Source organism: Trichlorobacter sp. (assembly GCF_030247655.1).
GTDB lineage: Bacteria > Desulfobacterota > Desulfuromonadia > Geobacterales > Pseudopelobacteraceae > Trichlorobacter.
This window is the reverse complement of sequence record NZ_JAOTRZ010000007.1, coordinates 17,701-40,230: the sequence shown is the minus strand read 5'-3', so window position 1 is coordinate 40,230 and position 22,530 is coordinate 17,701. Positions and strand designations below refer to the sequence as shown.

The 22,530-nt window shown below is 55.0% G+C and carries 24 protein-coding genes, 1 tRNA gene and 1 other RNA gene; 15 read left to right on the top strand and 11 right to left on the bottom strand.

The genetic code is table 11. From position 1 onward, the window contains the following. From OEL57_RS01345 to OEL57_RS01305, 9 genes are all read left to right on the top strand, one after another. Positions 1-628: sugar nucleotide-binding protein (locus tag OEL57_RS01345; RefSeq protein WP_300736021.1), on the top strand; the 628-nt coding region annotated here is incomplete at its 5' end. Then, on the top strand, positions 625-1,095 hold the full coding sequence (locus OEL57_RS01340; RefSeq protein WP_300736020.1) for a septal ring lytic transglycosylase RlpA family protein: 471 nt from the start codon (positions 625-627) through the stop codon (positions 1,093-1,095). The genes OEL57_RS01345 and OEL57_RS01340, both read left to right, overlap by 4 nt. 7 nt (positions 1,096-1,102) lie before the next feature. Further along, positions 1,103-1,966: an NAD-dependent epimerase/dehydratase family protein gene (locus OEL57_RS01335; protein ID WP_300736019.1), complete on the top strand. Its 864-nt coding sequence runs from the start codon at positions 1,103-1,105 to the stop codon at positions 1,964-1,966. Positions 1,967-2,047: 81 nt separating this feature from the next. Next, entirely contained in the window at positions 2,048-2,635 is a 588-nt protein-coding gene (locus tag OEL57_RS01330) for a hypothetical protein (RefSeq protein WP_300736018.1), read from the top strand. Continuing rightward, complete coding sequence (locus OEL57_RS01325; protein WP_300736017.1) at positions 2,625-3,290, top strand: endonuclease III domain-containing protein; 666 nt, start codon at positions 2,625-2,627, stop codon at positions 3,288-3,290. Before OEL57_RS01330 ends, OEL57_RS01325 begins: the two co-directional genes overlap by 11 nt. Before the next feature lie 179 nt (positions 3,291-3,469). Beyond that, entirely contained in the window at positions 3,470-3,964 is a 495-nt protein-coding gene (gene folK / locus OEL57_RS01320; RefSeq protein ID WP_300736016.1) for a 2-amino-4-hydroxy-6-hydroxymethyldihydropteridine diphosphokinase, read from the top strand. 7 nt (positions 3,965-3,971) lie between these two features. Next, positions 3,972-4,232 carry a YHS domain-containing protein gene (locus OEL57_RS01315; protein WP_300736014.1) on the top strand — a complete coding sequence of 87 codons (261 nt, stop codon included), beginning with the start codon at positions 3,972-3,974 and terminating at the stop codon, positions 4,230-4,232. A 16-nt stretch (positions 4,233-4,248) separates the two neighbouring features. Then, positions 4,249-4,893, top strand: a complete 645-nt coding sequence (fsa, locus tag OEL57_RS01310) for a fructose-6-phosphate aldolase (RefSeq protein WP_078791151.1) — start codon at positions 4,249-4,251, stop codon at positions 4,891-4,893. Between the two features lie 33 nt (positions 4,894-4,926). Next, entirely contained in the window at positions 4,927-5,949 is a 1,023-nt protein-coding gene (locus OEL57_RS01305; protein WP_300736013.1) for a response regulator, read from the top strand. On the opposite strand, the gene OEL57_RS01300 is transcribed toward OEL57_RS01305, so the two are convergent. From OEL57_RS01300 to OEL57_RS01260, 9 genes are all read right to left on the bottom strand, one after another. Continuing rightward, positions 5,946-6,452, bottom strand: a complete 507-nt coding sequence (locus tag OEL57_RS01300) for a thermonuclease family protein (protein WP_300736012.1) — start codon at positions 6,450-6,452, stop codon at positions 5,946-5,948. The genes OEL57_RS01305 and OEL57_RS01300 overlap by 4 nt on opposite strands. Then, positions 6,449-8,896, bottom strand: a complete 2,448-nt coding sequence (locus OEL57_RS01295; RefSeq protein ID WP_300736011.1) for a U32 family peptidase — start codon at positions 8,894-8,896, stop codon at positions 6,449-6,451. Before OEL57_RS01295 ends, OEL57_RS01300 begins: the two co-directional genes overlap by 4 nt. Further along, a complete protein-coding gene (gene hslO, locus OEL57_RS01290) occupies positions 8,871-9,725 on the bottom strand; it encodes an Hsp33 family molecular chaperone HslO (protein WP_300736009.1) in 855 nt (284 codons plus the stop codon). Before hslO ends, OEL57_RS01295 begins: the two co-directional genes overlap by 26 nt. Before the next feature lie 86 nt (positions 9,726-9,811). Further along, a complete protein-coding gene (nifJ, locus tag OEL57_RS01285; RefSeq protein ID WP_300736008.1) occupies positions 9,812-13,381 on the bottom strand; it encodes a pyruvate:ferredoxin (flavodoxin) oxidoreductase in 3,570 nt (1,189 codons plus the stop codon). 51 nt (positions 13,382-13,432) lie between these two features. Next, positions 13,433-14,026, bottom strand: coding sequence for a recombination mediator RecR (recR, locus tag OEL57_RS01280; RefSeq protein ID WP_300736007.1), 594 nt, complete (start codon positions 14,024-14,026; stop codon positions 13,433-13,435). A gap of 134 nt (positions 14,027-14,160) precedes the next feature. Next, a complete protein-coding gene (locus tag OEL57_RS01275; protein WP_300736006.1) occupies positions 14,161-14,475 on the bottom strand; it encodes a YbaB/EbfC family nucleoid-associated protein in 315 nt (104 codons plus the stop codon). A 122-nt stretch (positions 14,476-14,597) separates the two neighbouring features. Beyond that, the gene (dnaX, locus tag OEL57_RS01270; protein WP_331489747.1) at positions 14,598-16,199 is read right to left on the bottom strand and encodes a DNA polymerase III subunit gamma/tau; all 1,602 of its coding nucleotides are present in this window, start codon (positions 16,197-16,199) and stop codon (positions 14,598-14,600) included. Between the two features lie 50 nt (positions 16,200-16,249). Beyond that, positions 16,250-16,348: signal recognition particle sRNA small type (gene ffs, locus OEL57_RS01265), an RNA gene on the bottom strand. A gap of 322 nt (positions 16,349-16,670) precedes the next feature. Continuing rightward, positions 16,671-16,761 (bottom strand) — tRNA-Ser (locus tag OEL57_RS01260). A 97-nt stretch (positions 16,762-16,858) separates the two neighbouring features. On the opposite strand from OEL57_RS01260, the gene OEL57_RS01255 reads away from it, so the two are divergent. The 4 genes from OEL57_RS01255 to OEL57_RS01240 all read left to right on the top strand — a co-directional run bounded on the left by OEL57_RS01255 (position 16,859) and on the right by OEL57_RS01240 (position 18,574). Continuing rightward, positions 16,859-17,623, top strand: a complete 765-nt coding sequence (locus OEL57_RS01255) for a phosphorylase (RefSeq protein WP_300736004.1) — start codon at positions 16,859-16,861, stop codon at positions 17,621-17,623. 234 nt (positions 17,624-17,857) lie between these two features. Continuing rightward, complete coding sequence (locus OEL57_RS01250; RefSeq protein WP_300736001.1) at positions 17,858-18,067, top strand: hypothetical protein; 210 nt, start codon at positions 17,858-17,860, stop codon at positions 18,065-18,067. Then, a complete protein-coding gene (locus OEL57_RS01245; protein ID WP_300735999.1) occupies positions 18,054-18,287 on the top strand; it encodes a hypothetical protein in 234 nt (77 codons plus the stop codon). Before OEL57_RS01250 ends, OEL57_RS01245 begins: the two co-directional genes overlap by 14 nt. Then, positions 18,248-18,574: a sensor histidine kinase gene (locus OEL57_RS01240; protein WP_300735997.1), complete on the top strand. Its 327-nt coding sequence runs from the start codon at positions 18,248-18,250 to the stop codon at positions 18,572-18,574. Before OEL57_RS01245 ends, OEL57_RS01240 begins: the two co-directional genes overlap by 40 nt. On the opposite strand, the gene OEL57_RS01235 is transcribed toward OEL57_RS01240, so the two are convergent. After that, the gene (locus OEL57_RS01235) at positions 18,501-19,346 is read right to left on the bottom strand and encodes a carotenoid biosynthesis protein (protein WP_300735995.1); all 846 of its coding nucleotides are present in this window, start codon (positions 19,344-19,346) and stop codon (positions 18,501-18,503) included. The two genes, OEL57_RS01240 and OEL57_RS01235, sit on opposite strands and share 74 nt — an antisense overlap. Before the next feature lie 147 nt (positions 19,347-19,493). Next, positions 19,494-20,777: an O-acetylhomoserine aminocarboxypropyltransferase/cysteine synthase family protein gene (locus OEL57_RS01230; RefSeq protein WP_300735993.1), complete on the bottom strand. Its 1,284-nt coding sequence runs from the start codon at positions 20,775-20,777 to the stop codon at positions 19,494-19,496. A gap of 155 nt (positions 20,778-20,932) precedes the next feature. On the opposite strand from OEL57_RS01230, the gene OEL57_RS01225 reads away from it, so the two are divergent. Further along, positions 20,933-22,000 carry an NAD(P)H-dependent flavin oxidoreductase gene (locus OEL57_RS01225; RefSeq protein WP_300735990.1) on the top strand — a complete coding sequence of 356 codons (1,068 nt, stop codon included), beginning with the start codon at positions 20,933-20,935 and terminating at the stop codon, positions 21,998-22,000. A 308-nt stretch (positions 22,001-22,308) separates the two neighbouring features. Continuing rightward, positions 22,309-22,515 (top strand): hypothetical protein, encoded by a 207-nt coding sequence (locus OEL57_RS01220; RefSeq protein WP_300735988.1) that lies wholly within the window; start codon positions 22,309-22,311, stop codon positions 22,513-22,515. Positions 22,516-22,530: the final 15 nt, after the last annotated feature.

Below are 22,530 nucleotides of genomic sequence, written 5' to 3'. Positions count from 1 at the left end.
TGTGGAGGCCACCGCCTGCATGGTGCAGGCAGCGCAGCATGCAGGAGTGCTACGTTATCTGCAGATGTCTGCCTTGGGAACACGCCTTGACGCGGTCTCCGGCTACCATCGCACCAAATGGCGGGGGGAGGAGATCGTGCGGGGTAGCGGCCTGGCCTGGACTATCTTCCGGCCTTCACTGATCTTTGGCCCAAAGGATGCTTTTGTGAACATGCTGGCGGCCAACCTGCGGTTGGCGCCGGTCATGCCCACCATGGGTGATGGCAACTATCGGCTGCAACCGATTCATGGTGCTGATGTTGCCCGCTGTTATGCTGATGTTCTGGAGAAGCCGGAGACTGCTGGTCAGACCTTTGAACTGTGCGGTGAAGATCGCCTGACCTATCGTGAGCTGCTGGATGCCATTGCCGAGGCGCTTGGCAAGGGACATCCCTGGAAACCGGCCCTGCCATTATCGCTGATGAAACCGATCATCAAGACGTTGCAGGGGTTCAGCACTTTTCCGATCACCATGGATCAACTACAGATGCTGCTTGAAGAAAATATCTGCGATGGCTGCTGGCAAAAGACCTTCCAATTTGAGCCGATCCGTTTCAGGGATGGTATCCGGGAGTATCTGCAACGATGATCAGGTATCTTCTGATACTGCTTCTCCTTCTGCCCTGCTCTGTCAACGCAGCACCTGCGGTTGAACGGGATGACCTGACCGATGCACAATTGCTGGAGGTTCTGGCACAAGATGGAGATATGCCCAAGGACCCCCAGATTGGCGTGGCAACCTACTATGCCTCCCGCTTCATCGGACGGCGGACCACATCAGGACAGCGTTATCACCCTGATAAGATGACTGCCGCCCATGCCCTGCTGCCGCTGGGAACCATGGTTACGGTTGCAAATATCAAGAGCGGACAGAAGGTATCGGTGATCATCAATGACCGTTGCCATCCCCGCCACGCAGTACGGAATCTGATCGACCTCTCCCGGGCAGCAGCCCAGCAGGTCGGGCTATGGGGCAAGGGGGCCATCAAGGTGCGGATTGTGCCGCTTGAAAAGAAGCATCCCCTGGATGAGCTACTTGATGAAGGAAAGGGATAATACAACCATGCAGAAGCTGTTTATTGCCGGGTGTGGTTATACCGGCACACTGGTGGCCCAGCAGGCACTTAAGCGGGGCTGGAACGTGGCCGTACATCTGCGGGATGAAGAAAAGGCGGCAGCTTTGGCCAAGGCTGGTGCTGAAGTCTGTTTCTGCAGCATGGATGACCTGGAAGATATACCGCTGCTTCCGCTGGCCGGACGCATGCTGCTGTACAGCGTACCTCCCCAGGGGGGCGGCAGTATTGATCTGCGGGCCCGCAATTTCTGTGCAGCTCTGGAGCGGGATCAGGCATTGCCCACAAAGATCGTCTACCTGAGTGCAACCAGCGTTTACGGTGATACCGGCGGCACCGTGGTCACAGAGCAGAGTCCGGTTGAACCGACCAGCGCCATGGGTAAGCGGCGCCTGGATGCTGAACAGTTGTTTCAGGCCTTTGGGCTGAAACATGGCATTCAGGTAGTAATTCTAAGGGTTTCGGCCATCTACGGCAGGGGGCGTCTGCCACTGATGCAAATTAATCAAGGCCAGCCGTTACTGCTGGAAGAACTGGCCAAACCTTCCAACCGGATTCATGTTGACGACCTGACCCAGGTTTGTCTGGCTGCCCTAGAACAAGGGACCGGCATCTACAATGTCAGCGACGGCCATCCGGCCAGCATGACCGCCTACTTCAACGCCTGTGCCGATGCTTTGCAGAAACCCCGCCAGTCCCAGATCGATCTTGAAGAGGCCCGCAGGGTGATGCCGCCGCTACTGTTCACCTATTTCATGGAATCGCGGGTGGTGGATAACCGCCGGATGCTGCAGGGGCTGGGCATTACCCTGCGTTATCCTGAAATGCAGCAGGGGATAGCCGCCTCTATCTAACTGGTGGCACTTTACAGATCACAAATCTCTGGTATAGGGGCTGTACACAACCCAACAGTTTGAAACAAATGGAGGTTCGGTATGAAGAAGGTATTAGTGCTGGCACTGATTTTGGTGAGCTGCGGAACCGCACAGGCAGGTTTTATGGACGAGGTTGACAAGTTGGTGACTGATGGCCAACAGATTCGTGAACAGGTTCCCCCTGCCCAGGAAGAGTCTGCACCACAACCGCGTTATGAAGCCCCTGCAGCTGGAGAAGACCGGCATTATATCCAGTCTGACGACTTTTTTATCAGCGAGCAGCCAATGGGAGACAACGCCTGGATCTATGTTACCTTGTCCAAAATGACCCAGCCCCCCAACGCTCAAACCAAGGGTGAAGCCGAGTTTTTCAGGATTGCAAACGGTGCCAGCCAGTGGACCAAATATTTCTGGCGTACCAGACTTGCCAGACCGGATGAGATCCGACTGGGTGCTCTGATGGTCATGTTTGAGGGACGCCAGGTAGTTGATGTTTACCAGCAACCAGAGAACAAAGAATCTGCCCGTCGAGACGCCTGGTTTATGGCCAGGATTACTGACATCAGCGACCTGTACAAAGGCTATGTCACGGTTTCCGGCGGTTACAAAATCAACCCTAAAAATCTACGGGTGCTGGTTGGCAGGTAAACAGCTACAGAAAATTTTTGATACCCTGTTGGCGCAGTATGCTCCCCGTCACTGGTGGCCTGGCGAGACTCCCTTTGAGGTCTGTGTCGGCGCCATCCTGACCCAGAACACCAACTGGGGCAATGTGGAAAAGGCGATTGCCAATCTGAAGACAGCGGACCGGTTGTCCATTACCGGAATTGCCACCCTGATGCCGGATGAGCTGGCAGCACTGATCAGACCGGCAGGTTATTTTAATGTCAAAGCAACACGGCTGCAGGCCTTTACTGCCTTTGTGCTGCAGGGCTATCACGGCAGTCTGGACCAGCTCTTTGCAGAGCCTTGGCAGACAACCAGGCATGAACTGCTGGCGGTGAAAGGGATCGGTCCTGAAACTGCTGATTCTATTTTGCTCTATGCCGGGCAAAAGCCCAGCTTTGTAGTGGATACCTACACCAGGCGGATCTTCAGCCGGTTGGGGCTGGTTGATGAGCAGTTCAGCTATGATCGGCTACGTGACTACTTCATGGATCGGCTACCTTTGGACACCGCCCTCTTTAATGAGTACCACGCATTGATCGTTGAGTTGGGGAAGCTGGTCTGCCGTCCAAAGCCCCAGTGTGCAGCCTGTTGTCTGTCAACAAACTGCCAGCACTACGCTCACAGCGCCGGTTAGCTACGTAGCTACGCACCCATTTTGCGGTGGAGTAGATCAACACTCAGCCCCGCCAACAGCAGGAATATGCTTGCGAGACCCCTGGGGGTCTCATCGCCCTCGTTGCCGCCCCTCCTGGTGACGGGGGCTTTTTTGTCCTGCGGTTGACGCCCCAGCACAAGTATGGTTTAATCCCGCCTGTGGAAACCGATGCTTACATCGCCCTTGGCTCCAATCTGGGAGACCGGGAACTGAACCTGCTACGGGCAGTGGGAGAACTGGGCAAGATACCCGGTAGTCGCGTCACCGGTCTGTCCCGTTTTTATGAGACATCGCCGGTGGGCATGCCCTCCGGCACCCCTGCCTTTTACAACGGGGTTGCACGGCTTAGAACCACCCAAACGCCTCACGATCTGTTAACTGAGCTGCAGCGGATAGAGCGTGCTATTTTTGGCAGGACTCCTGCTGCAGAACCACAATCACGGCGGCTGGACCTTGATTTACTATTGTATGGCACGGAGCAGTTATCGACACCAGACCTGACCCTGCCCCACCCACGTATGACAGCACGCCGTTTTGTGCTGCTACCATTGGCCGATATTGCTCCCACGTTGCGTGAGCCTGTCAGCAAGCAAACCATAGCTGATCTGCTGACCAGTCTGACAACCGACGAGCAGGTGAGCCTTCTGGAGTAACAAACCTATGTTTCGCCTTTTGATCTGGTTACTTTTGGGCTATATCGGTTTTCGGATTATCAAGACGCTGACGGCACCTAAAAAGCCGTTGTCGGCCTCCAGCACCCAAGATACCGGAGAAGAGACGGTGCAGGATCCAATCTGCAAGATGTATCTGGCAAAAGATGATGCCATTGTTGGCACCCTGGACGGTACTCGACACTATTTCTGCTCCATGGACTGCCTGGAAAAATTTCGCGAACAGCTTGACCATACACACCAATCTTAAAACTGGAGGTTCAGAGATGAAATTTTTTATCGACACCGCTGACGTACAAGAGATCCGTGAAGCCCACACCCTGGGACTGGTTGACGGCGTCACCACCAACCCTTCCCTGATCGCCAAATCAGGCCGCAAGTTTAAAGACGTGATCAAGGAGATCACTGCCATTGTTGACGGCCCGATCTCTGCAGAAGTCATCTCTCTGGAGGCTGACGGCATGGTGAAGGAAGCCAAGGAACTGGTCAAGATTCACAAAAATATCGTGATCAAGCTGCCGATGACCCCGGAAGGGCTCAAGGCATGTAAGGCCCTGACGGCAAAAGGGATCAAGACAAACGTTACCTTGATCTTTACACCTATGCAGGCGCTTCTGGCCGCCAAGGCTGGCGCGACCTATGTCTCTCCCTTTGTGGGGCGACTTGACGATATTTCCCAGGATGGTATGGGGATTATTGAAGAGATTCGTACTATCTTTGACAACTATGGCTACACCAGCGAGATCATCGTAGCCAGCATCCGCAATCCGATTCATGTGCTTAATTCAGCCCTGATCGGTGCTGATATCTGCACCATACCGTATTCCGTCATGCTGCAGCTATCCAAGCATCCCCTGACCGATGCCGGCATCAAGAAATTTCTGGAAGACTGGGAAAAAGTGCCCAAGTAATTTTCTTCTTTTTGATGTAGTGCCGGAGGCACCATGGCCACACAGTTAGGTGACATACTGGTAGAAAACGAGCTGATCAGCAAAAAAACGCTGGAAAAGGCACTTGATCGTCAGCAAGGAACTGATAAGCGGCTGGGGCAGGTGCTGGAAGAGATGGGGGTCGTATCCGAGCCAGAACTGATGGAGGCGCTGTTACGTCAGCACAGCCCCTTTGCCGATATAGCCCAGAAAAAACAGTTGGGTGATATTCTGGTGCAAGCCAAACTGATCAGTGAAAAAACGCTGGAACGTGCTCTGGAAAGACAACAGGCTGAGGGTAAGCGGCTGGGGCAGGTACTGGAAGAAATGGGGGTCATCACCGAGAGTGAGCTGGTTGATGCCCTGGGGCGCCAGTTTGGCTTCAAGACCGTATCAGGTTTTAGTAACCGTGAATACTCACCGACAATGCTCAACATGCTCCCCACAGAGTTTGTCATGAAGCGGATCATATTTCCGTTGAAACACAAAGATATGATGCTAGCCGTTGCGATCACCGATCCCTTTGATGGTGAGACCACTGATATGATTGCCCGCATCACCGGTTTGCAGGTGGTGCCGGTAATTGCAACCCGCAAAGAAATCCTGGAGGCAATCGCCCGGCACTATCTGAATGCCCCGATCAACCCGGATGCCGGCAACACAATTCTGCTGGTAGAGGATTCTCCTACCGTTGCTACGGTGGTGCAGGCAGCCCTGGTTAAAGAGGGCTATAACGTCATTATCTGCAAAGACGGTATTGAGGCGCTTAAAACCAGCCTGACCCACCGTCCTCAATTGGTGATTACCGACGCACAGATGCCCAAGCTGGATGGCCATGGCCTGCTACGGGCTATTAAGGCTAATCCAATGACAGCATCGATTCCGGTGATTATGCTGACCGGTAGGGCCACTTCAGATGAAGAGCAAAAGGCGCTTGCTGCCGGTTTCTTTGACTTCATTCCCAAACCGGTGCAGCCGCTGCGGGTAGTGGCTCGGGTCAAACGGGCGCTGGAACTATCTAAAAAGATGAGAAACTAACGCCGACGCTTCTGGCGTGACCTGAATTCCCAGGGAGGCTGGGGGTTCGGGTCACGCCAGAGTCCCCGGCGCTGGCGCCGGGACTGTTCTTCCAACGCAATGTAGCGTGATGCATAAGGACCGTTCAGAAACTGGCGATAGGCCCAGGCCATCCCTTCAGCCACCATCTCGGCATTAATATCCCTGCCTGCCAACAACAGCACCCCAACCGCCCGGCCGTACTGATCGCGATCCTGTACCTCTGCGGTAACTTCCTTGCCCAGCACCTTAAACATCAACACCCGTTTGGCCTGACTGCCAAAGGGCTGCCCCGGTGAATCAGGCTTACGGGTCTCCGGAGCATCAACACCGTATAACCGTACCGTTACCCGACCTGTGCCACGTCCCACCAGCACCACGGTATCACCGTCATGCACCGCCTTGACCATCCCCCGCAAGGTTTCAGCTGAGACAGGCAACGCAGTAATCAGCAGCATGGCTATACTTAGAAACAGCCGGTTCATATCAGCCCCCGCTCATAATTGAAGAGCGTTGTTGCCTGCAGTAAGCGGTCAGAGCGAAATGCCTCCAGCAGCTCAGACCGCCGTTCAGGCGGCGTCTCAGAGAGATCAAGCTGAAAGGACTGGCAGCCCATGCGCCGCAACTCAGCCAACCGCCCCAGCAAAGAAAATGGTGTGGTGGCACTGATATGGGTAAAGCCATCACGGCCATGAATCCGGTACCCTTCGCCACGGTCAGACTGCAATGGAGCACCGCTGCTGATCTCCTTGATCTTGACTCTGGTGGCCATCACCTCCACCGGACTGTAGACCAGCACGGTCAACTGCTGCGGCAACTGAAGCAGGTTGGCCATATTCTCACGATCATCCTCAATATAGAGGGTTGCTCGCTGTATCCCCTGTTCCTGCCAGAAGGCCAGTGCCTGGCTGTTCAGGGTAAACAGACGATAGCCGGATGACAACTGCAGTCCTGCATACTGTTGTAACAGCTTAAACTGTCCGGGGTTGGTGATCTCAAAACAGCGAAAGCCAGCTTGATAAAGCGCATCAACCGCCTCTGCCATAAAGGGCAGCTCCTGATCAAACAGCATGAACGGCAGTTGCCAGACAATCTGCCCGGCATCGCCCCTTAGCCTGCTCACGTAACGGGGCAGCTCATGGATGGCAGCCCGGTGCAACGGCACCACCACCTGCGATGCACCTTGAGACAACGCCCAACGCACATCCGCAGGGCTATCCACCTGCAGGATCAGTTCTTCTTTGCCTGCTTGCCCCTTGACCCTTGACCCTTGACCCTGCAGTTCAAGCAACGCCTTTGCCTTTGCCGTTGTTATCCGTTTACGTTCTTCACCCGCACCCTCCTGCTCCAACCGCTGATACAGCTCACGCCGGATCTCTTTCAGACGGGCCGGTGGAATAAAAAGTGACGGAAAACCTGGTGCCTGAAGGTTCTCCAACCGGAACGGTGTCTCGCCGGTTTCACTGAAGCGGGCCTGCAGCACCCCTGCCATATCACTGCTGCGGGCTGGTTCAAGCGTTCCCAGGGGGAATGCATAGGAAAAACAGGCTGCACCGATTCGGGCTGATACCGACAGACTCCAGCCATTTTCTTCCTGCCTGCAGGCCAGTTCCAGCCGCACCGCCATCCGGTCCAGACCGGCTGTCTGCAGCTTGCGGTTGGCTGCCTCATCACTCATACCAAAGGCATCGGCAGCCCCCACTTTGAACAGGGCATCACCGGGACGGGCCTCAAAAGGGCAGACCACCTCCACCAGGGTTCCGGGCTTGCACTCATGCACCTTCTTACGATTCACGTACAGCTCACGCAGGGTCCAGGCTGTACCTGCCTGATCGCTCTTGGGCTGCAAACGCAGGCGATCTCCTACCTGCAGTCCGTCACGGGTCTCAAAGCTGATCTGCCCCTGGCGGGCCTGTTTCACCTCGCCGCTGAACCGGCCGGTGCCCCCCCGCAACCAGGGGTTGGCAATATCAACCGGATTGCTGGAAGCAAGAAAACCTTTAGTGGGGGTGCGGCCAAAGGAATCCTTGAGCAGCCCCTTGGCAACCTTCAGGGTTTCCTTTTGTTTTGCACTGTCACCATCAACCATCAAACGGTAGGCCTTGACCACCTTGGCCACATAGTCAGCCGACTTCATCCGCCCTTCAATCTTCAACGAGGTCACACCGGCAGCAATCAGATCGGGGATCAGCTCAAGTGCAGAAAGATCATTGGGAGAGAAAAAATAGCCCTCTTTGCCGCGATGGCTGTAGAGGCGACGGCAGGGCTGGGCGCAGCGCCCACGGTTACCGCTGTGGCCTCCCAGCAGGGAGGAAAAATGACACTGCCCTGAGACACAGAAACAGAGCGCACCATGGACAAAGATCTCCAGTTCGGCGCTGGTCCGGGAGGCTATTGCGGCGATGTCTGCCAGCTGCAGCTCACGGGCCAGCACAACCCGTTCAAAACCGTACTCCTCCAGCAGCTTGACACCGGGCAGGTTGTGAATGGTCATCTGGGTGGAGGCATGCAGCGGGATGGAAGGAAAATGGTTCCGCACCAATCGGGCCACAGCCATATCCTGCACAATCACCCCGTCCACCCGTAGCCGGGCCAGCTCTGCCAGGGTCTCCACCAGTTGCGGCAACTCCTGCTCCTTAACCAGCGTGTTGAGGGTGATGTAGATCTTGCGGCCCCGTTGATGGGCATAGGCCAGCATTCGCGTCATCTGCCCCAGGGTAAAGTTCTTGGCACGGGCACGGGCTGAAAACTCCCGCAGGCCCGCATAGACCGCGTCTGCCCCGGACTCCATGGCAGCAAAGAAGGCCTCCAGAGAACCGCAGGGAGCCAACACTTCAGCAGCACCCGTATTTAATCTGATTGCCTGAGCGGCTGCCTCTCTGACCTTCGGCGGTTTTTCTGACTTAGTATGATCTGCTGAGCGTTTCAAGCTCGCTCCTTTCAAACCGGTACTGCTGTTTGCAGAACTCACAGGTGACCGATGCTTCGCCCTGCTCGGCAATCATCTTTTTAAGCTCATCCGCACCCATTGAAAGCAAGGCCCGCTCCACCTTTTCACGGGAGCAGCCGCAACGGAAGAACAGGTCTGTTGACTCCAATGGGTGGTGTTCCACCCCCTCCAGCAGAATATCAAGCAACTGTTGGGGTGTGGTGCCATTTTTCAACAATGTGGTCAGTGGAGGCAGCTTGCTGATAGTCGTCATAATCTGATCCACTGCCACTTCATCGGAGGGGGGTAACGACTGAATCAGAAAACCGCCGCTGACAGCGATCTGCCCATCATCAGTCAGGCTTACCCCCAGCCCCATGGCAGACGGAATCTGCTCGGAATCGGTCAGGTAGTAGGCCAGATCCTCGGCTATCTCACTGGTATAGAGTTGCACCATGCCGGTGTAGGGATCTTTCATCCCTAAATCTCTGGTTACTGTCAGGAATCCGGCCCGCCCCAATGCCTCTGGTACGCTCCCGGCAACAGCATCCGGCACCGCCACCGTGCCCCGGATGGCACCATCCCACTCCACCTCGGCAATCAACTTCCTGAGCGGACCACCACCTTCAAACTTGATTGCGGTACGCTGACCCTGCTTGAGGGTGCTCCCCACCAGGGCGGCCCCGGAAAGGGCACGGCCCAATGCTACCGATGCAATGGGCGAAGTTCCTTGCAGAAAACAGATGTCGTTTGCCAGCTTGGTGGTGACGCAGGCCACAGCGCGGATCTTGCCTTTAACCGCCATGGCGCGGGCGATATGGTCAGTCATACGTACAACTCCTTGATAGAAAAAGCCCCACGGTTTCCCGTGGGGCTGAATTGTAACACTACTTCTAAAAGGATACTACCGCTTGCTTACTTATCGTCGAAGCTCAGTGCTGCCAGCTTCTGGTAGTAAGCAAAGTGGGTCTTGGCCCACTCACCGGCCTTCTTCATCATCGCCTCGGCCCCTTTGGGGTTGGCCTTCTTGAGCATCCGGTAACGGTTCTCGTTATTGGTGTACTCTTCGAAGCTGATGGTTGGAGCCTTGCTGTCCAGCTGCAGCGGGTTCTTGTTCTCTGCAGCCAGAGCCGGGTTGTAGCGGTACAGCGGCCAGTAACCGGACTGGACAGCCTTGCGCTGTGCATCAACACCACTGGTCATGTCAATACCGTGAGCAATACAGTGTGAGTAGGCAAGGATGATGGAAGGACCATCAAATGCCTCAGCCTCCAACATGGCCTTAACACACTGAGCAGGATTGGACAGAGCTACGGCAGCAACATACACGGTGCCGTAGGACATGGCAATCATACCCAGATCCTTCTTTGCCATCCCTTTACCACCAGCGGCAAACTGGGCCACTGCACCGATCGGGGTTGACTTGGATGCCTGACCGCCGGTGTTGGAGTAAACCTCAGTATCCAGGACGAACAGGTTGATGTTCTTGCCGGATGCGATGACGTGATCCAAGCCACCGAAACCGATGTCGTATGCCCAACCGTCACCACCGATACACCAGACTGACTTCTTGACCAGATAGTCAGCAATCGGCACCAGCAGCTTGGCAGTTGCATCCTTACTACCCTTGATGGCAGCTTTCAGCTTCTCAACCCGGCCACGCTGGGCTTCAATGCCTGCCTGAGTAGACTGGTCAGCGGAGAGGATCTCCTTGAACAGCTTGGCATTGGCAGCAAAGGCCTTGTTCTCTGACAAGGTTACCAGATACTCACCGGCTGATTTGGTGAACTGGTCAACGGTCAGACGCATACCGTAACCGAATTCGGCGTTGTCCTCAAACAGGGAGTTTGACCAGGCCGGACCACGACCATCAGCACGCTGCGCATAGGGGGTGGTAGGCAGGTTACCGCCGTAGATGGAGGAGCAGCCGGTGGCGTTGGCAATGATCATCCGGTCGCCGAACAGCTGGGTCAGCAGCTTAAGGTACGGGGTCTCACCGCAACCGGCGCAGGCACCGGAGAACTCGAACAGCGGACGAACCAGCTGGTTGTTGCTGAGGGTATCCAGTTTTACTGAGCTTGCATCAACATCAGGCAGCTTCAGGAAGAACTCGAAGTTTTCTGCCTCTGAGGCACGCAACGGTGGCTGGAAGGTCATATCCAGCGCCTTGTGGTTAGCGTTGGTCTTGTCCTTGGCCGGGCAGTTGTAGGCACAGGCACCACAACCGGTACAATCTTCCGGTGCCACCTGAACAGTCAGCTTCTTGCCTTCCTGACCCTTGATCTTGCAGTCAGCAGACTTGTAGGTTTTGGGGGCATCCTTAAGCAGTTTAGCGTCAAAGGACTTCATCCGTACAGCAGCGTGAGGACAGACAAAGGAACAGATACCGCACTGAATACAGAGCTTTTCATCCCATACCGGAATCTCGGTGGCGATGTTGCGCTTCTCGTACTGGCTGGTCGCAGTGGGGAAGGTACCATCAGCCGGCATCTTGGAAACCGGCAGCTGATCGCCCAGACCGGCCACGATCACACCGGTAACATCCTTCACAAACTTGGGTGCCTTGCTGGAAACAGCTGCAGCCATCTTCAGCTTGCTGCTGGCTTTGGTCGGCACCTTGACTTCATAGAAGTTATTCAAGCCGGCATCAACCGCCTTGTAGTTCATCTCCAGAACCTTCTCACCAGCCTTGCCATAGGACTTCTTGATGGCATCCTTGATGGAGGCAACAGCATCCTTAAGCGGAATGATGTTGGAGATTTTGAAGAATGCGGTCTGCATAATCACGTTGATGCGGGGTCCGAGGCCGATTTCATTACCCAGCTTAACACCATCAATTACGTAGAACTTCAGCTTTTTCTCAATAATCTGCTGCTGCACCTCTTTGGGCATGGTGTCCCATACCTCTGTTGCAGAGAACGGAGCGTTGAGCAGGAAGGTGGCACCGGTCTTGGCGCGAGCCAGCATGTCGTACTTCTCAAGGAATGAGAAGTTGTGGCAGGCCACAAAATCTGCTTCCTGAACCAGGTACGGCGCACGGATGTACTTCTTGCCGAAGCGCAGGTGCGAGGTAGTCATGGAACCAGCCTTCTTGGAGTCATACACAAAATAGGCCTGGGCGTTGTTGTTAGTCTCCTCACCAATGATCTTGATGGAGTTTTTGTTTGCGCCAACCGTACCGTCAGAGCCGAGGCCGAAGAACATCGCCTCATAGACACCTTCCATCGGATTCTTGTAAGAATAATCGACCTTAAGGCTTGAGTTGGTAACGTCTTCCTCAATACCAACAACGAAGTTTCTCATCGGCTTCTTGAGTTTGAGGTTATCCAGAACCGCCTTGGCCATGGCCGGGTTAAACTCTTTGGAACCCAGACCGTAACGACCACCCACGATTGTCGGATAGCCATCCACCTTCAGCTTGCCATCTGCCATTGCCTCGCCGATGGCGGTGCGGACATCCAGATAGATCGGCTCGCCCAGAGAACCGGGCTCCTTGGTACGATCCAATACAGCGATCTTCTTGACGGTCTTGGGCAGTGCCTTGATAAAGGCATCAAGCGGGAATGGACGATACAGGCGGATCTTGACTACGCCGACTTTCTCACCTTTTTTGACCAGGTTCTCAACGGTGTCCTGCACAACATCAGCACCGGAACCCATTACCACCACAACCCGCTCGGCATCCTTGGCACCAACATAGTCAACCAGCTTGTACTTGCGGCCGGTCAGCTTGCCGAACTTGTCCATCTCCTCCTGCACGATCTTCTCGCAGGCCGGGTAGAAAGAGTTAACGGTCTCACGACCCTGGAAATACACGTCAGGGTTCTGAGCAGTGCCGCGCATCACCGGTTTGTCCGGGTTCAGGCCCCGCGCCTTATGCTCGGCGATCAGTTTGTCGTCGATCATCGCTCCCATTTCTTCAAAGGTCAGCTCGGTGACCTTCTGCACTTCGTGGGAGGTACGGAAACCGTCAAAGTAATGCAGGAATGGCACCCGGCTACGCAGGGTGGAGGACTGGGCGATCAGGGCAAAGTCCATGACCTCCTGCACGTTGTTGGAGCAGAGAAAAGCCCAGCCGGTTGAACGGCAGGACATCACGTCAGAGTGATCACCAAAGATCGACAGTGCCTGGGCAGCAATGGCACGGGCCGAAACATGGAACACAGTGGAGGTCAGCTCGCCTGCGATCTTGAACATGTTGGGGATCATCAGCAAGAGGCCCTGGGAGGCGGTGAAGGTGGTGGTCAGAGCACCGGCCTGCAGAGCGCCGTGTACAGCACCAGCTGCGCCGCCTTCGGACTGCATCTCAACCACGGAAGGGACGTTGCCCCAGATGTTCTTCTCACCCACAGCGCTTTTGGCGTCGGAGATCTCACCCATGACCGAGGACGGGGTGATCGGGTAAATGGCAATAACTTCGTTGGTGGCGTGGGCCACGTGGGCTGCGGCGGTGTTGCCGTCGATGGTAACCATCTTCTTGCTCATGCTGCTCCTCCTGTTGATGTGGTACTGGTAATGTCCGATGCTAATACGGATCTAAAGTTCGCTTCTTCCCTTCATGGCCCACTGCACCGTGGCAGGGTCCACAAATTCAATGTCACTACCCAGCGGAATACCGTGGGCAAGCCTGGTAACTCTGACCCCCAGCGTTTTCAACTGCCGGGCCAGATAGAGGGCTGTTGTCTCGCCTTCCACCGTGAAGTTGGTGGCAATCACCACCTCTTCAACCCTGCCCTGTTCAATCCGGATCAGAAGCTCTTTGATCCGTAGATCATCAGGATTGACACCATGTAGCGGAGAAATTGCCCCCTGAAGCACATGGTAACTGCCGTGGTAAGCATTGCTGCGCTCAAGTGCCAGCATATCCTGCGAGGTCTCAACCACGCAGATAAGACTGCTGTCCCGGTTGCCGCTGCAGATCGGGCAGGGGTCCTGCTCAGTCAGCGCAAAACAGACCGAACAGGGACAAACCCGTTCCTGAACTTGTACCAGCGCCTCCGCCAGTGAACCAAGGTTTTGAGGTGACTTGAGGAGATGAAATGCCAGGCGTAGGGCAGTACGTTCGCCAATACCGGGAAGTTTCTTCAGTTCTCCCACCAGCCGTGTCAATGTTGGGGCATGTTGTAGCATAGAATAATGGCCAGATAAAACAATTTTTTATAATTATAGTGTGGTTAAAAATATGCAGACGAAGGGAGCCCAGCGTCTGCACGTTTCCATTGAAATCAGCCAGTTCAATTACAGCACGAGTAAAAGCTGGACACCTAGAACAGGCCGGGAATACTCATGCCGCCGGTGATTTTAGACATCTCTCCGGACAGCTCGGCATGTACTGTTTTTAATGCCTCGTTTACGGCTGCAATGATCAGATCCTGCAGCATCTCAACATCATTGGGATCAACCGCCTCAGGCTTGATAACCAGTGATTTAATCTCATTCTTACCGTTTACCACGACAGTTACAGCCCCACCGCCAGCTGTTGCCGAAGCCTCTTTCAGGGCTGCTTCTTCCTGCAGTTTCGCCATCTTCTGCTGGATCATCTGGGCCTGTTTCATAATTCCTGCCAAACCTTTAGACATTGTGCAACTCCTCCTTTGGTGTCATCTGAAACGATGTTACGCTACACAACATTACAGCTCTTTAATTTCAACTATCTCTCCACCCAGCACCCGTAATGCCTCTTGCACCACCGGGTGTTCATTTACTTCTCGCTGGATTGAGTCCCGTCGCTGTTCCTCATCATGCTTTTTTTTTCAGCCAGCGAACAGGGTGATTCGCCACCGCCAGCCGCTGTAATCGACACGATCCTGACTACGGTGGGTTGGTGCATGTACTGGGCTGCCAGTGCGTCAACCGCCTTTTTGTTATCACTATCCTGCAAACTGGTCAGATAATAGGAGCCTTCCGGAAATCCGATCTCAAGCCGATCCGGGGCATAGGCCAGCGGTGAGCCATGTTCAAGCAGCGCCCCTAAAGCTGGTTTCTGCTCCAGGCAGAAGGTGACAAAACGCTCCCACCCTCCGCCAACGCCACCAGCAGATACCGCCGGTGCTGGCGCAACTGGCACAGCAACAGGTTCCTGGCGGGGTGGAATCATGTTTCTGGGGGCTGATTGCTGCGCCACAGCCGGAGCTGACCAGAGCTCCGGAGTCGTATGGGCAATACCGGTTTCCAGATGTTTGATCCGATCAAGCAACTGTTGAATCGGCAGCACCGGCTGCAAAGCCGCCATCTTCAGCAAAGCCATTTCCAGCAGCAGGCGCGGGAATGAGGCGTGGGCCATTTCACCTTCTGCCTTAACCAAAAGGGCCAGACGGCGCTGGATGTCGCTGGCACTCTGTTCGCCGGCCTGTTGTCGTAATTCTTCAAGCTCGGCTTCAGCCAGGTCAAGGATCTCACCCGGCTTGGGAACCGAGCGGATAATCAGCAGATTACGGAAGTGGCTGATCAGTTCCTGGGTGAACTGGCGCACATTATAGCCAAATGCATCTACCCGGCGAACACCTTCCAACGCCCCCTGGGTATCGCCAGCAAAAACCGCACTGGAAAGCTCTGCCAGCAGACGGCGATCCACCACACCCACCAGGGTAGCCACATCCTCATCAACTACGGTATTTCCGCAGAAGGCCAACACCTGATCAAAACAGGTAACGGCATCCCGCATACTACCATCACCCTTGCGAGCAACCAGGGCCAGTGCGGCATCACTGATGACGATCCCTTCCTGATCAGCAATCTCCCGCAGGCGGCCAACGATTTTGATGAGCGGCACACGTTTGAAGTCAAAACGCTGGCAACGGGACAAAATGGTGATCGGCAGCTTGTGGGGCTCAGTGGTGGCAAAAATGAACTTAACGTGGGGAGGCGGCTCTTCCAGGATCTTCAACAGGGCGTTGAAGGCGTTAGTGGAGAGCATATGCACTTCGTCAATGATATAGATCTTGTAGCGACTGTGGGAGGGGAGATAGCGGCTGTTGTCCCGCAGCTCCCGGACATCATCCACACCGGTGTTGGAGGCACCGTCGATCTCTAAGACATCGGTGGAGCTGCCATCGGTGATTTCCCTGCATTGAGGGCAGACATTGCAGGGTTCCAGCGAAACCCCCTGCTCACAGTTAAGGACCTTGGCCAGAATCCGGGCCGTACTGGTTTTGCCCACCCCCCGGGCACCACTGAACAGAAAGGCATGGGCTACCCGACCGGTATCAATGGCGTTCTGCAGGGTACGACTGACATGCTCCTGGCCGGCTAATCCGGCAAAGGTCTGTGGGCGATATTTACGGGCAAGGACTTCGTAGGACACGGGTGGCTTCCTGAATCTGGACATGCAGTACAAAGTTTGTGGACGGAGATGATAGCCGGGTTTACCTGCGGCACACAGCGACAGCCGCTGCCGTTGCTTCCTTCCGGACCTGGCGGAGTTCACAGCCTGCCGTTGCGCAGGGCCCGACTATCATCTCCGTCCACAAACAGAAAATGCTGAGGATTGAGCAGGTTGTCTGCATACCACACTGCCACGGTTTTGTCAAAACCTGTTAAAGCTGCCAGACAGAGAGCGGAGCCATAATGCTGCAGGCATTTCTACCGCTTACCAACGCCGATACCATCATCTGGCCACTGGTGCAGCTATTAATTTATGCTGCCGGTGGAGCCACGCAGGAGTCCCGTCCGCTCTAGCTTCCTAAAGGATTCAACACCGATAACATCTTGAATTTGAGGATAACGAAAAAGGGCTACGCACTTGCATATAAGTACGTAGCCCTTTGAATAGATATGGCGGAGAGGCAGGGATTTGAACCCTGGGTACGGGATTAGCGTACACACACTTTCCAGGCGTGCTCCTTCAGCCACTCGGACACCTCTCCAGGAAGATCGTTTTTATTACAGCAGTTCGTTTAAAATGTCCAGAATTTTGATCAAGGGGTTTTCAGTTGGATTGAATCGGCGTATAGAGTGAACATCATGCATGAGACAAACAAACTGATCGGTATTGTGGTGGCGTTGCCTGAAGAACGGGTGGCCTTGGTCAAGCGGCTGAAGCAGGTCAAACGGCGGGTACTGGACGGCATTTCGCTCTATGGAGGCCTGCTGGAAGGCCGTCAGGTCTGCGTGGCTGAAGGCGGCATGGGCACTGCTGCGGCAAGCCGCGCAACCCGCCTGTTATTGACGGCAGTCCGGCCCTGCCTGGTACTGTCAGCCGGTTTTTGCGGTGCCATACGGCCCGGCCCACAGGTGGCAGATCTGGTCATCTGCAAACGGCTTTTTGCTCTTGATGACCAAGGGATGCATGAAATTACCCAACCGGGAAGCGACCTGACAGCAGCACGATTGTCTGCAGAACTGCAGCATCGCGGAATACGGACCTGGCAGGGAAGCTTTTTCACCGCCAGCGGGATTATCACCAAAGCGGCCGTAGCCGAGAGCCTGCCAACAGATCTGCCGACCCCGGTGCTGGAGATGGAAAGCGCTGCCGTAGCCAGGACAGCGATGGCAGCAGGGGTGCCGTTTCTGGGGCTGCGTGCCATTAGTGACGATGCTGCAGAAGAGTTGGACTTCTCCCTGGATGAGTTGACCGATGATCAATTACGGATCAGCATTCCCCGCGTACTGTTCACCTGTCTGAAAAAACCACGCATCATCCCCCAGTTGGCCCGACTGGCCGCCAACAGCGGCAAAGCCGGTAATAAACTTGGCACTGCCCTGCAGCAGATCCTTCCGATGTTGTAATGCTTCTCGCTGTTCGCACAGCTAATTATGTACGCCCCTTTTATTGCCTCCAGAACTTGCATTAGCCCCAAACTGCGATACGCTTGGCACATACCTGTAACAGGCGCCAACACCTATCGTACCATCCAGACCGTCCGGCAATCAGCCAGCTTCGCCGCTACTCTATGCAGGTCGTGAAACAAATCACGAGCTTGATTGTGCGGCTTGAAAATGAAGTCATCCGGTGGAAACACAATGATCCTTCAGAAACTGCGCGGATTTTTCCTGGGCACCCTGCGCCGACAGTTGATTGTCGGTGTGGCAGTGGTGCATGCCTTGATGATGGCGCTGTTCATCGGAGATCTCACCGCCCGGAACAAGGCCTTGCTGCTGGAGCGCCAGACCGAACAGGCTACTGGCCCACACCCTTGCCACCTCATCGGCTGCCTGGTTGGCTGCCTTTGACATCTCCGGCCTGCAGGAACTCGCCGAATCGCAGCGCCGCTACCCGGAGCTGCAGTTTGCCATCCTGCTGGATATGCAGGGCCGGATACTGGCCCATACCGATCGTTCCCGCATTGGTCAGCATCTTCGGGATCTGCCGTCCCTTCCGCAACAAACCACCATGAGCCGCAGCAGCCGCTGGTGGAGATCAGTTGTTTACAACAGGGCGAAACAGCCCTGATCACGGTAAAAGATAATGGCGGCGGGATCCCCCCGGATATCATGGATAAGGTCTTTGATCCGTACTTTACCCGCAAGTTCAAGTCCCAGGGGGTAGGAATGGGGCTCTATATGTCAAAGATGATCGTTGAAAAACATATGGGGGGGCAATATTCTGTTACCAACTGTTCAGAAGGTGCGGAAGTAACCATTACCCTACCACTGGCCGGGCAAGCTACCACCGACCTAACGGCGACCAGGGATAATCCTTCAGATGTTCTCGCAGCTCTTCCTCGCGATAGCGATTGACCCGCTGCAGGGCCAGTACCACCACCAGTACAATCGGCAGGATAAAGATAAAGATGCCGGTCAGGGCCATCAGTTTCTCACCGATCCAGAGTGTCACCCCCCAGTTGAACAGCAGTACGGAAAGATACAGGATCGGCCCCAGCAGGGAGCGGAACGGCATCGGGAAAATTCCCCGTGGGGTTTCAGTCTCCTGCCTGCAATCAACCCACTGAAAGGCCGCCACCAGCACAAAACTGGTCAACAGCCAGCCGATGTAGTTGGACAGCGGCACCCCGAAATGCACCCCCACCTCTTTATAGCCGTAGATCTGCCCCAGAAACCAGCGCTTACCCTGCAGTGCCACCGGATCAATGATGATATCAAGAAAGGTCTGCAAAAACGCCCCCAGAACAAGTGCCGCCCATGAGCGACGGATAGCACGGGTCTCCAGCGTGATCAGGTCCGTACCGCGGGTTGCCAGCGGAGAAAGAATCAGTAGGGCGGTAGTGTAACTGCAATAGGTCAGAAAGACATAGGAGAGTGAGTCAAAGAACGGTACCCCCCAGATCCAGAGCTCCTTGGTCTTGGTGGTGTCAATATAGTAGTACCAGCCATAGGGAATACCGGTGGTAATGGACAGCTTCTCAGAGACAAAGGCGATCAGGTAGCCCACGCCGGTAAAGGTCAGGGTCTTTTTCCAGCCCACATGAGGGACGCAGGCCAGCAGAAACGCGGCAAAAAAGGCGAACACATAGGGACGCATGGTAAAGGTGCCAATGGCGATATCGAGCATTTACAATTCCTAAAAATATCTTTACCGCAGAGGGTGCAGAGGTTCGCAGAGAAAAGCATAAAACAATGGTAATTCAGAGTTTTGAATCTGAATCAGGTCGCTTTACCCCTGTTTTCCTCCGCGTCCTTTGTGGTGAAATAATAGTGACTATTTCTGGCTGATTGCCAGCGCCTGATCCACATCCGCAATCAGGTCGTCAATATGCTCAATCCCCACCGAGAGCCGGATCAGATCCGGGCTGACTCCGGAGGAACGCTGCTGTTCTTCGGTCAGTTGGCGGTGGGTAGTACTGGCCGGATGCAGTACGCAGGAACGGGCATCCCCCACATGCACAACCAGGGCGATCAACCGGCAGGCTTCCATAAACTTCTTGCCTGCCGCTGCCCCACCCTTGATGCCGAAGGTCAACACACCGCTGGCCCCTTTGGGTAGATACCGCTGTGCCCGGGCATAGCTGGGATGGCTTGCCAGGCCGGGGTAACAGGCCCAGGAAACTGCCGGATGCGCTTCAAGATGTTTGGCCAGGGCCAGGGCGTTCTCACTGTGACGCTGCATCCGTAGCGGCAGGGTATGCAGCCCCAGATTGAACAGAAAGGCGTTCATCGGCGCCACCGTGGCCCCCAGATCCCGCATTAACTGCACCCGCGCCTTGATGACATAGGCTGCCGGGCCAAAGGTCTTGACGTACTGCATACCATGATAGCTGGCATCCGGCTCCACCAGTTCGGGAAACTTGCCGTTATCCCAGTTAAAATTGCCGCCATCCACAATGGCTCCACCCACGCTGGTGGCATGACCATCAATATACTTGGTGGCTGAGTGGACAATGATGTTAGCCCCCAGCTCAAAGGGACGGCAGAGGTACGGGGTGGCCATGGTGTTATCGATCACCAGCGGCACCTGTTGCGCCCTGGCCACGCCGGCAAACTTTTCGAAGTCCAGCACGTTCATGCCGGGGTTGCCGATGGTCTCGGCATACAGTGCCCGGGTAGTAGGCCTGAAGGCAGCGGCAATCTCCTCTGCCGAGGCATCAGGGTTCACAAAGGTAACCTCAATGCCCAGCTTGGGCAGGGTAGCAGAGAACAGATTGTAGGTACCGCCGTACAATGTGCTGGCTGAGACAATATGCTGGCCGGCCTGGCAGATGTTCAACATGGCCAGCGAGATGGCTGCCTGGCCGGATGAAGTGGCCAGGGCAGCTACGCCACCTTCCATCTGGGCAATCTTCTTTTCAAAGGCATCAGCCGTCGGGTTGCCCAGCCGGGTATAAAAAAATCCGGGCACCTCCAGATCAAACAGCTTGGCCACATAATCGGCATCATCATATTTAAAGGTGGTGCTTTGCACGATCGGCACAATGCGGGCTTCACCGGCCTTGGGCTCGTAACCGCCCTGAACAGCCAGGGTCTCCAGTTTCCAGTTTTTATCCATGGTATCTGCCTCCCTTACAACAAAGGTTTAGGTGCGCCATTATGAAGTGTCCGACCGCTCTGGTCAAGAACAACGGTTTTACATAACTATTACACCTCGTGCCGCGCTGTTGTTGTATATGGAATAACATCAGACTCGCAGCAGAGGAGATGACCGTGACCAAAGAATTGAAGATCGGCAAACATACCGCACGATTTCCGGTAATTCAGGGTGGAATGGGAGTACGCATATCAGGCGGCAGCCTGGCTGGCCATGTGGCCAAATGCGGCGGCATCGGCCTGGTGGCAGCAGCCGGCATTGCCCTGAACAGCGATCATTACACCGGCACCAACTATTTTCAGGCCGAAACCCAGGCCTTTCAGACCGAACTCCGCAAGGCCCGCGCCATTGCGCCGGATGGCATTATCGGCGTTAACGTCATGGTGGCTCTGTCCGATTTTGAAGCCCTGGTTAAATCCGCCATTGAGGCAGGAGCCCAGGTGATTGTCTGCGGCGCCGGTCTGCCGCTTTCACTGCCAGAGCTGACTGCCCATGCCCCTGATGTCGCCCTGGTACCGATCGCCTCGTCAGTGCGGGCTGCCCAACTGATCGCCCGGACCTGGGAAAAACGCTACCATCGCCTGCCTGATGCCGTGGTGGTGGAAGACCCGGATACCGCTGGTGGCCATCTGGGCGAGAAGATGGAAAACATCGGCAAAGGCGATTATGACCAGTACGCCACTGTGCGGGGGATCAAACAGTTCTTCCGCGATGAATACCATGTAGAGATACCGATCATTGCGGCTGGCGGCATCTGGGACCGGGCCGATCTGGAACATGCCCTGGCTGAAGGAGCCGATGGCGTACAGATGGCTTCCCGCTTTGTCTGCACAGAAGAGTGTGATGCCGATGACGCCTTCAAACAGGCCTACCTGGACTGCAAGCAGGAAGACATTGGCCTTCTGATGTCACCGGCCGGTCTGCCGGGCCGGGCAATCCTGACCAACACCCCCAACATCCGCCAGTATGATCTTGACCACCACACCCCCTGCCGGATGGGCTGCCTCAAAAAATGCTCCTACAAGGAATCCGGCGAACGGTTCTGTATCGTCACCGCCCTGGACCGCGCCCAAAAGGGTGATGTGGAGACCGGCCTGGTCTTCTGCGGCACCAATGCCTGGAAGGCGGACAAGATCACCACCGTGCAGGCTATCTTTGATGAACTATTCGGGGAAAACAGCTAATATTTCGACATATCTTTTAAAGACCCGCCTGCTTTCTGGCGGGTTTTTTGTTGTCTTTTTTCGAGCCATTGGCCAATAAAGCCATTGGGGTCAGGCATGTCTTTCTGTTATTTTCAAAGCAGGCTGTTTAACCGGTCTCGTTTCTCCGTAAGGACAGGTTTTCACCTGCACATATTAATTCGACTACAAACGCTGTCACACAATCGGCACTTGTCTTGGGAACCACAACCGGAATACACTAACATAAAATTTATCTTCAATTATTTTAAACAGATTGATCAAAATAGCATTGGCCTGGAGGATGCAGAATGTATCTTGCACGGGATAAAAACAATGATCTGTATCTGTTCAGAATCCTTCCTGAACGACGCCGGGAGTGCTGGTGGGCTGATGCTGCACTTGACGGTTCGTACCTTCGTCTCGACAAACAACTCTATCCTGAAATCACCTGGGACACAGAACCGTTAGAGGTGTCATTAGCACCATTTCAGCAGCCTGTTGAGGAAACAGCCTAAAACCGATATAAAGGA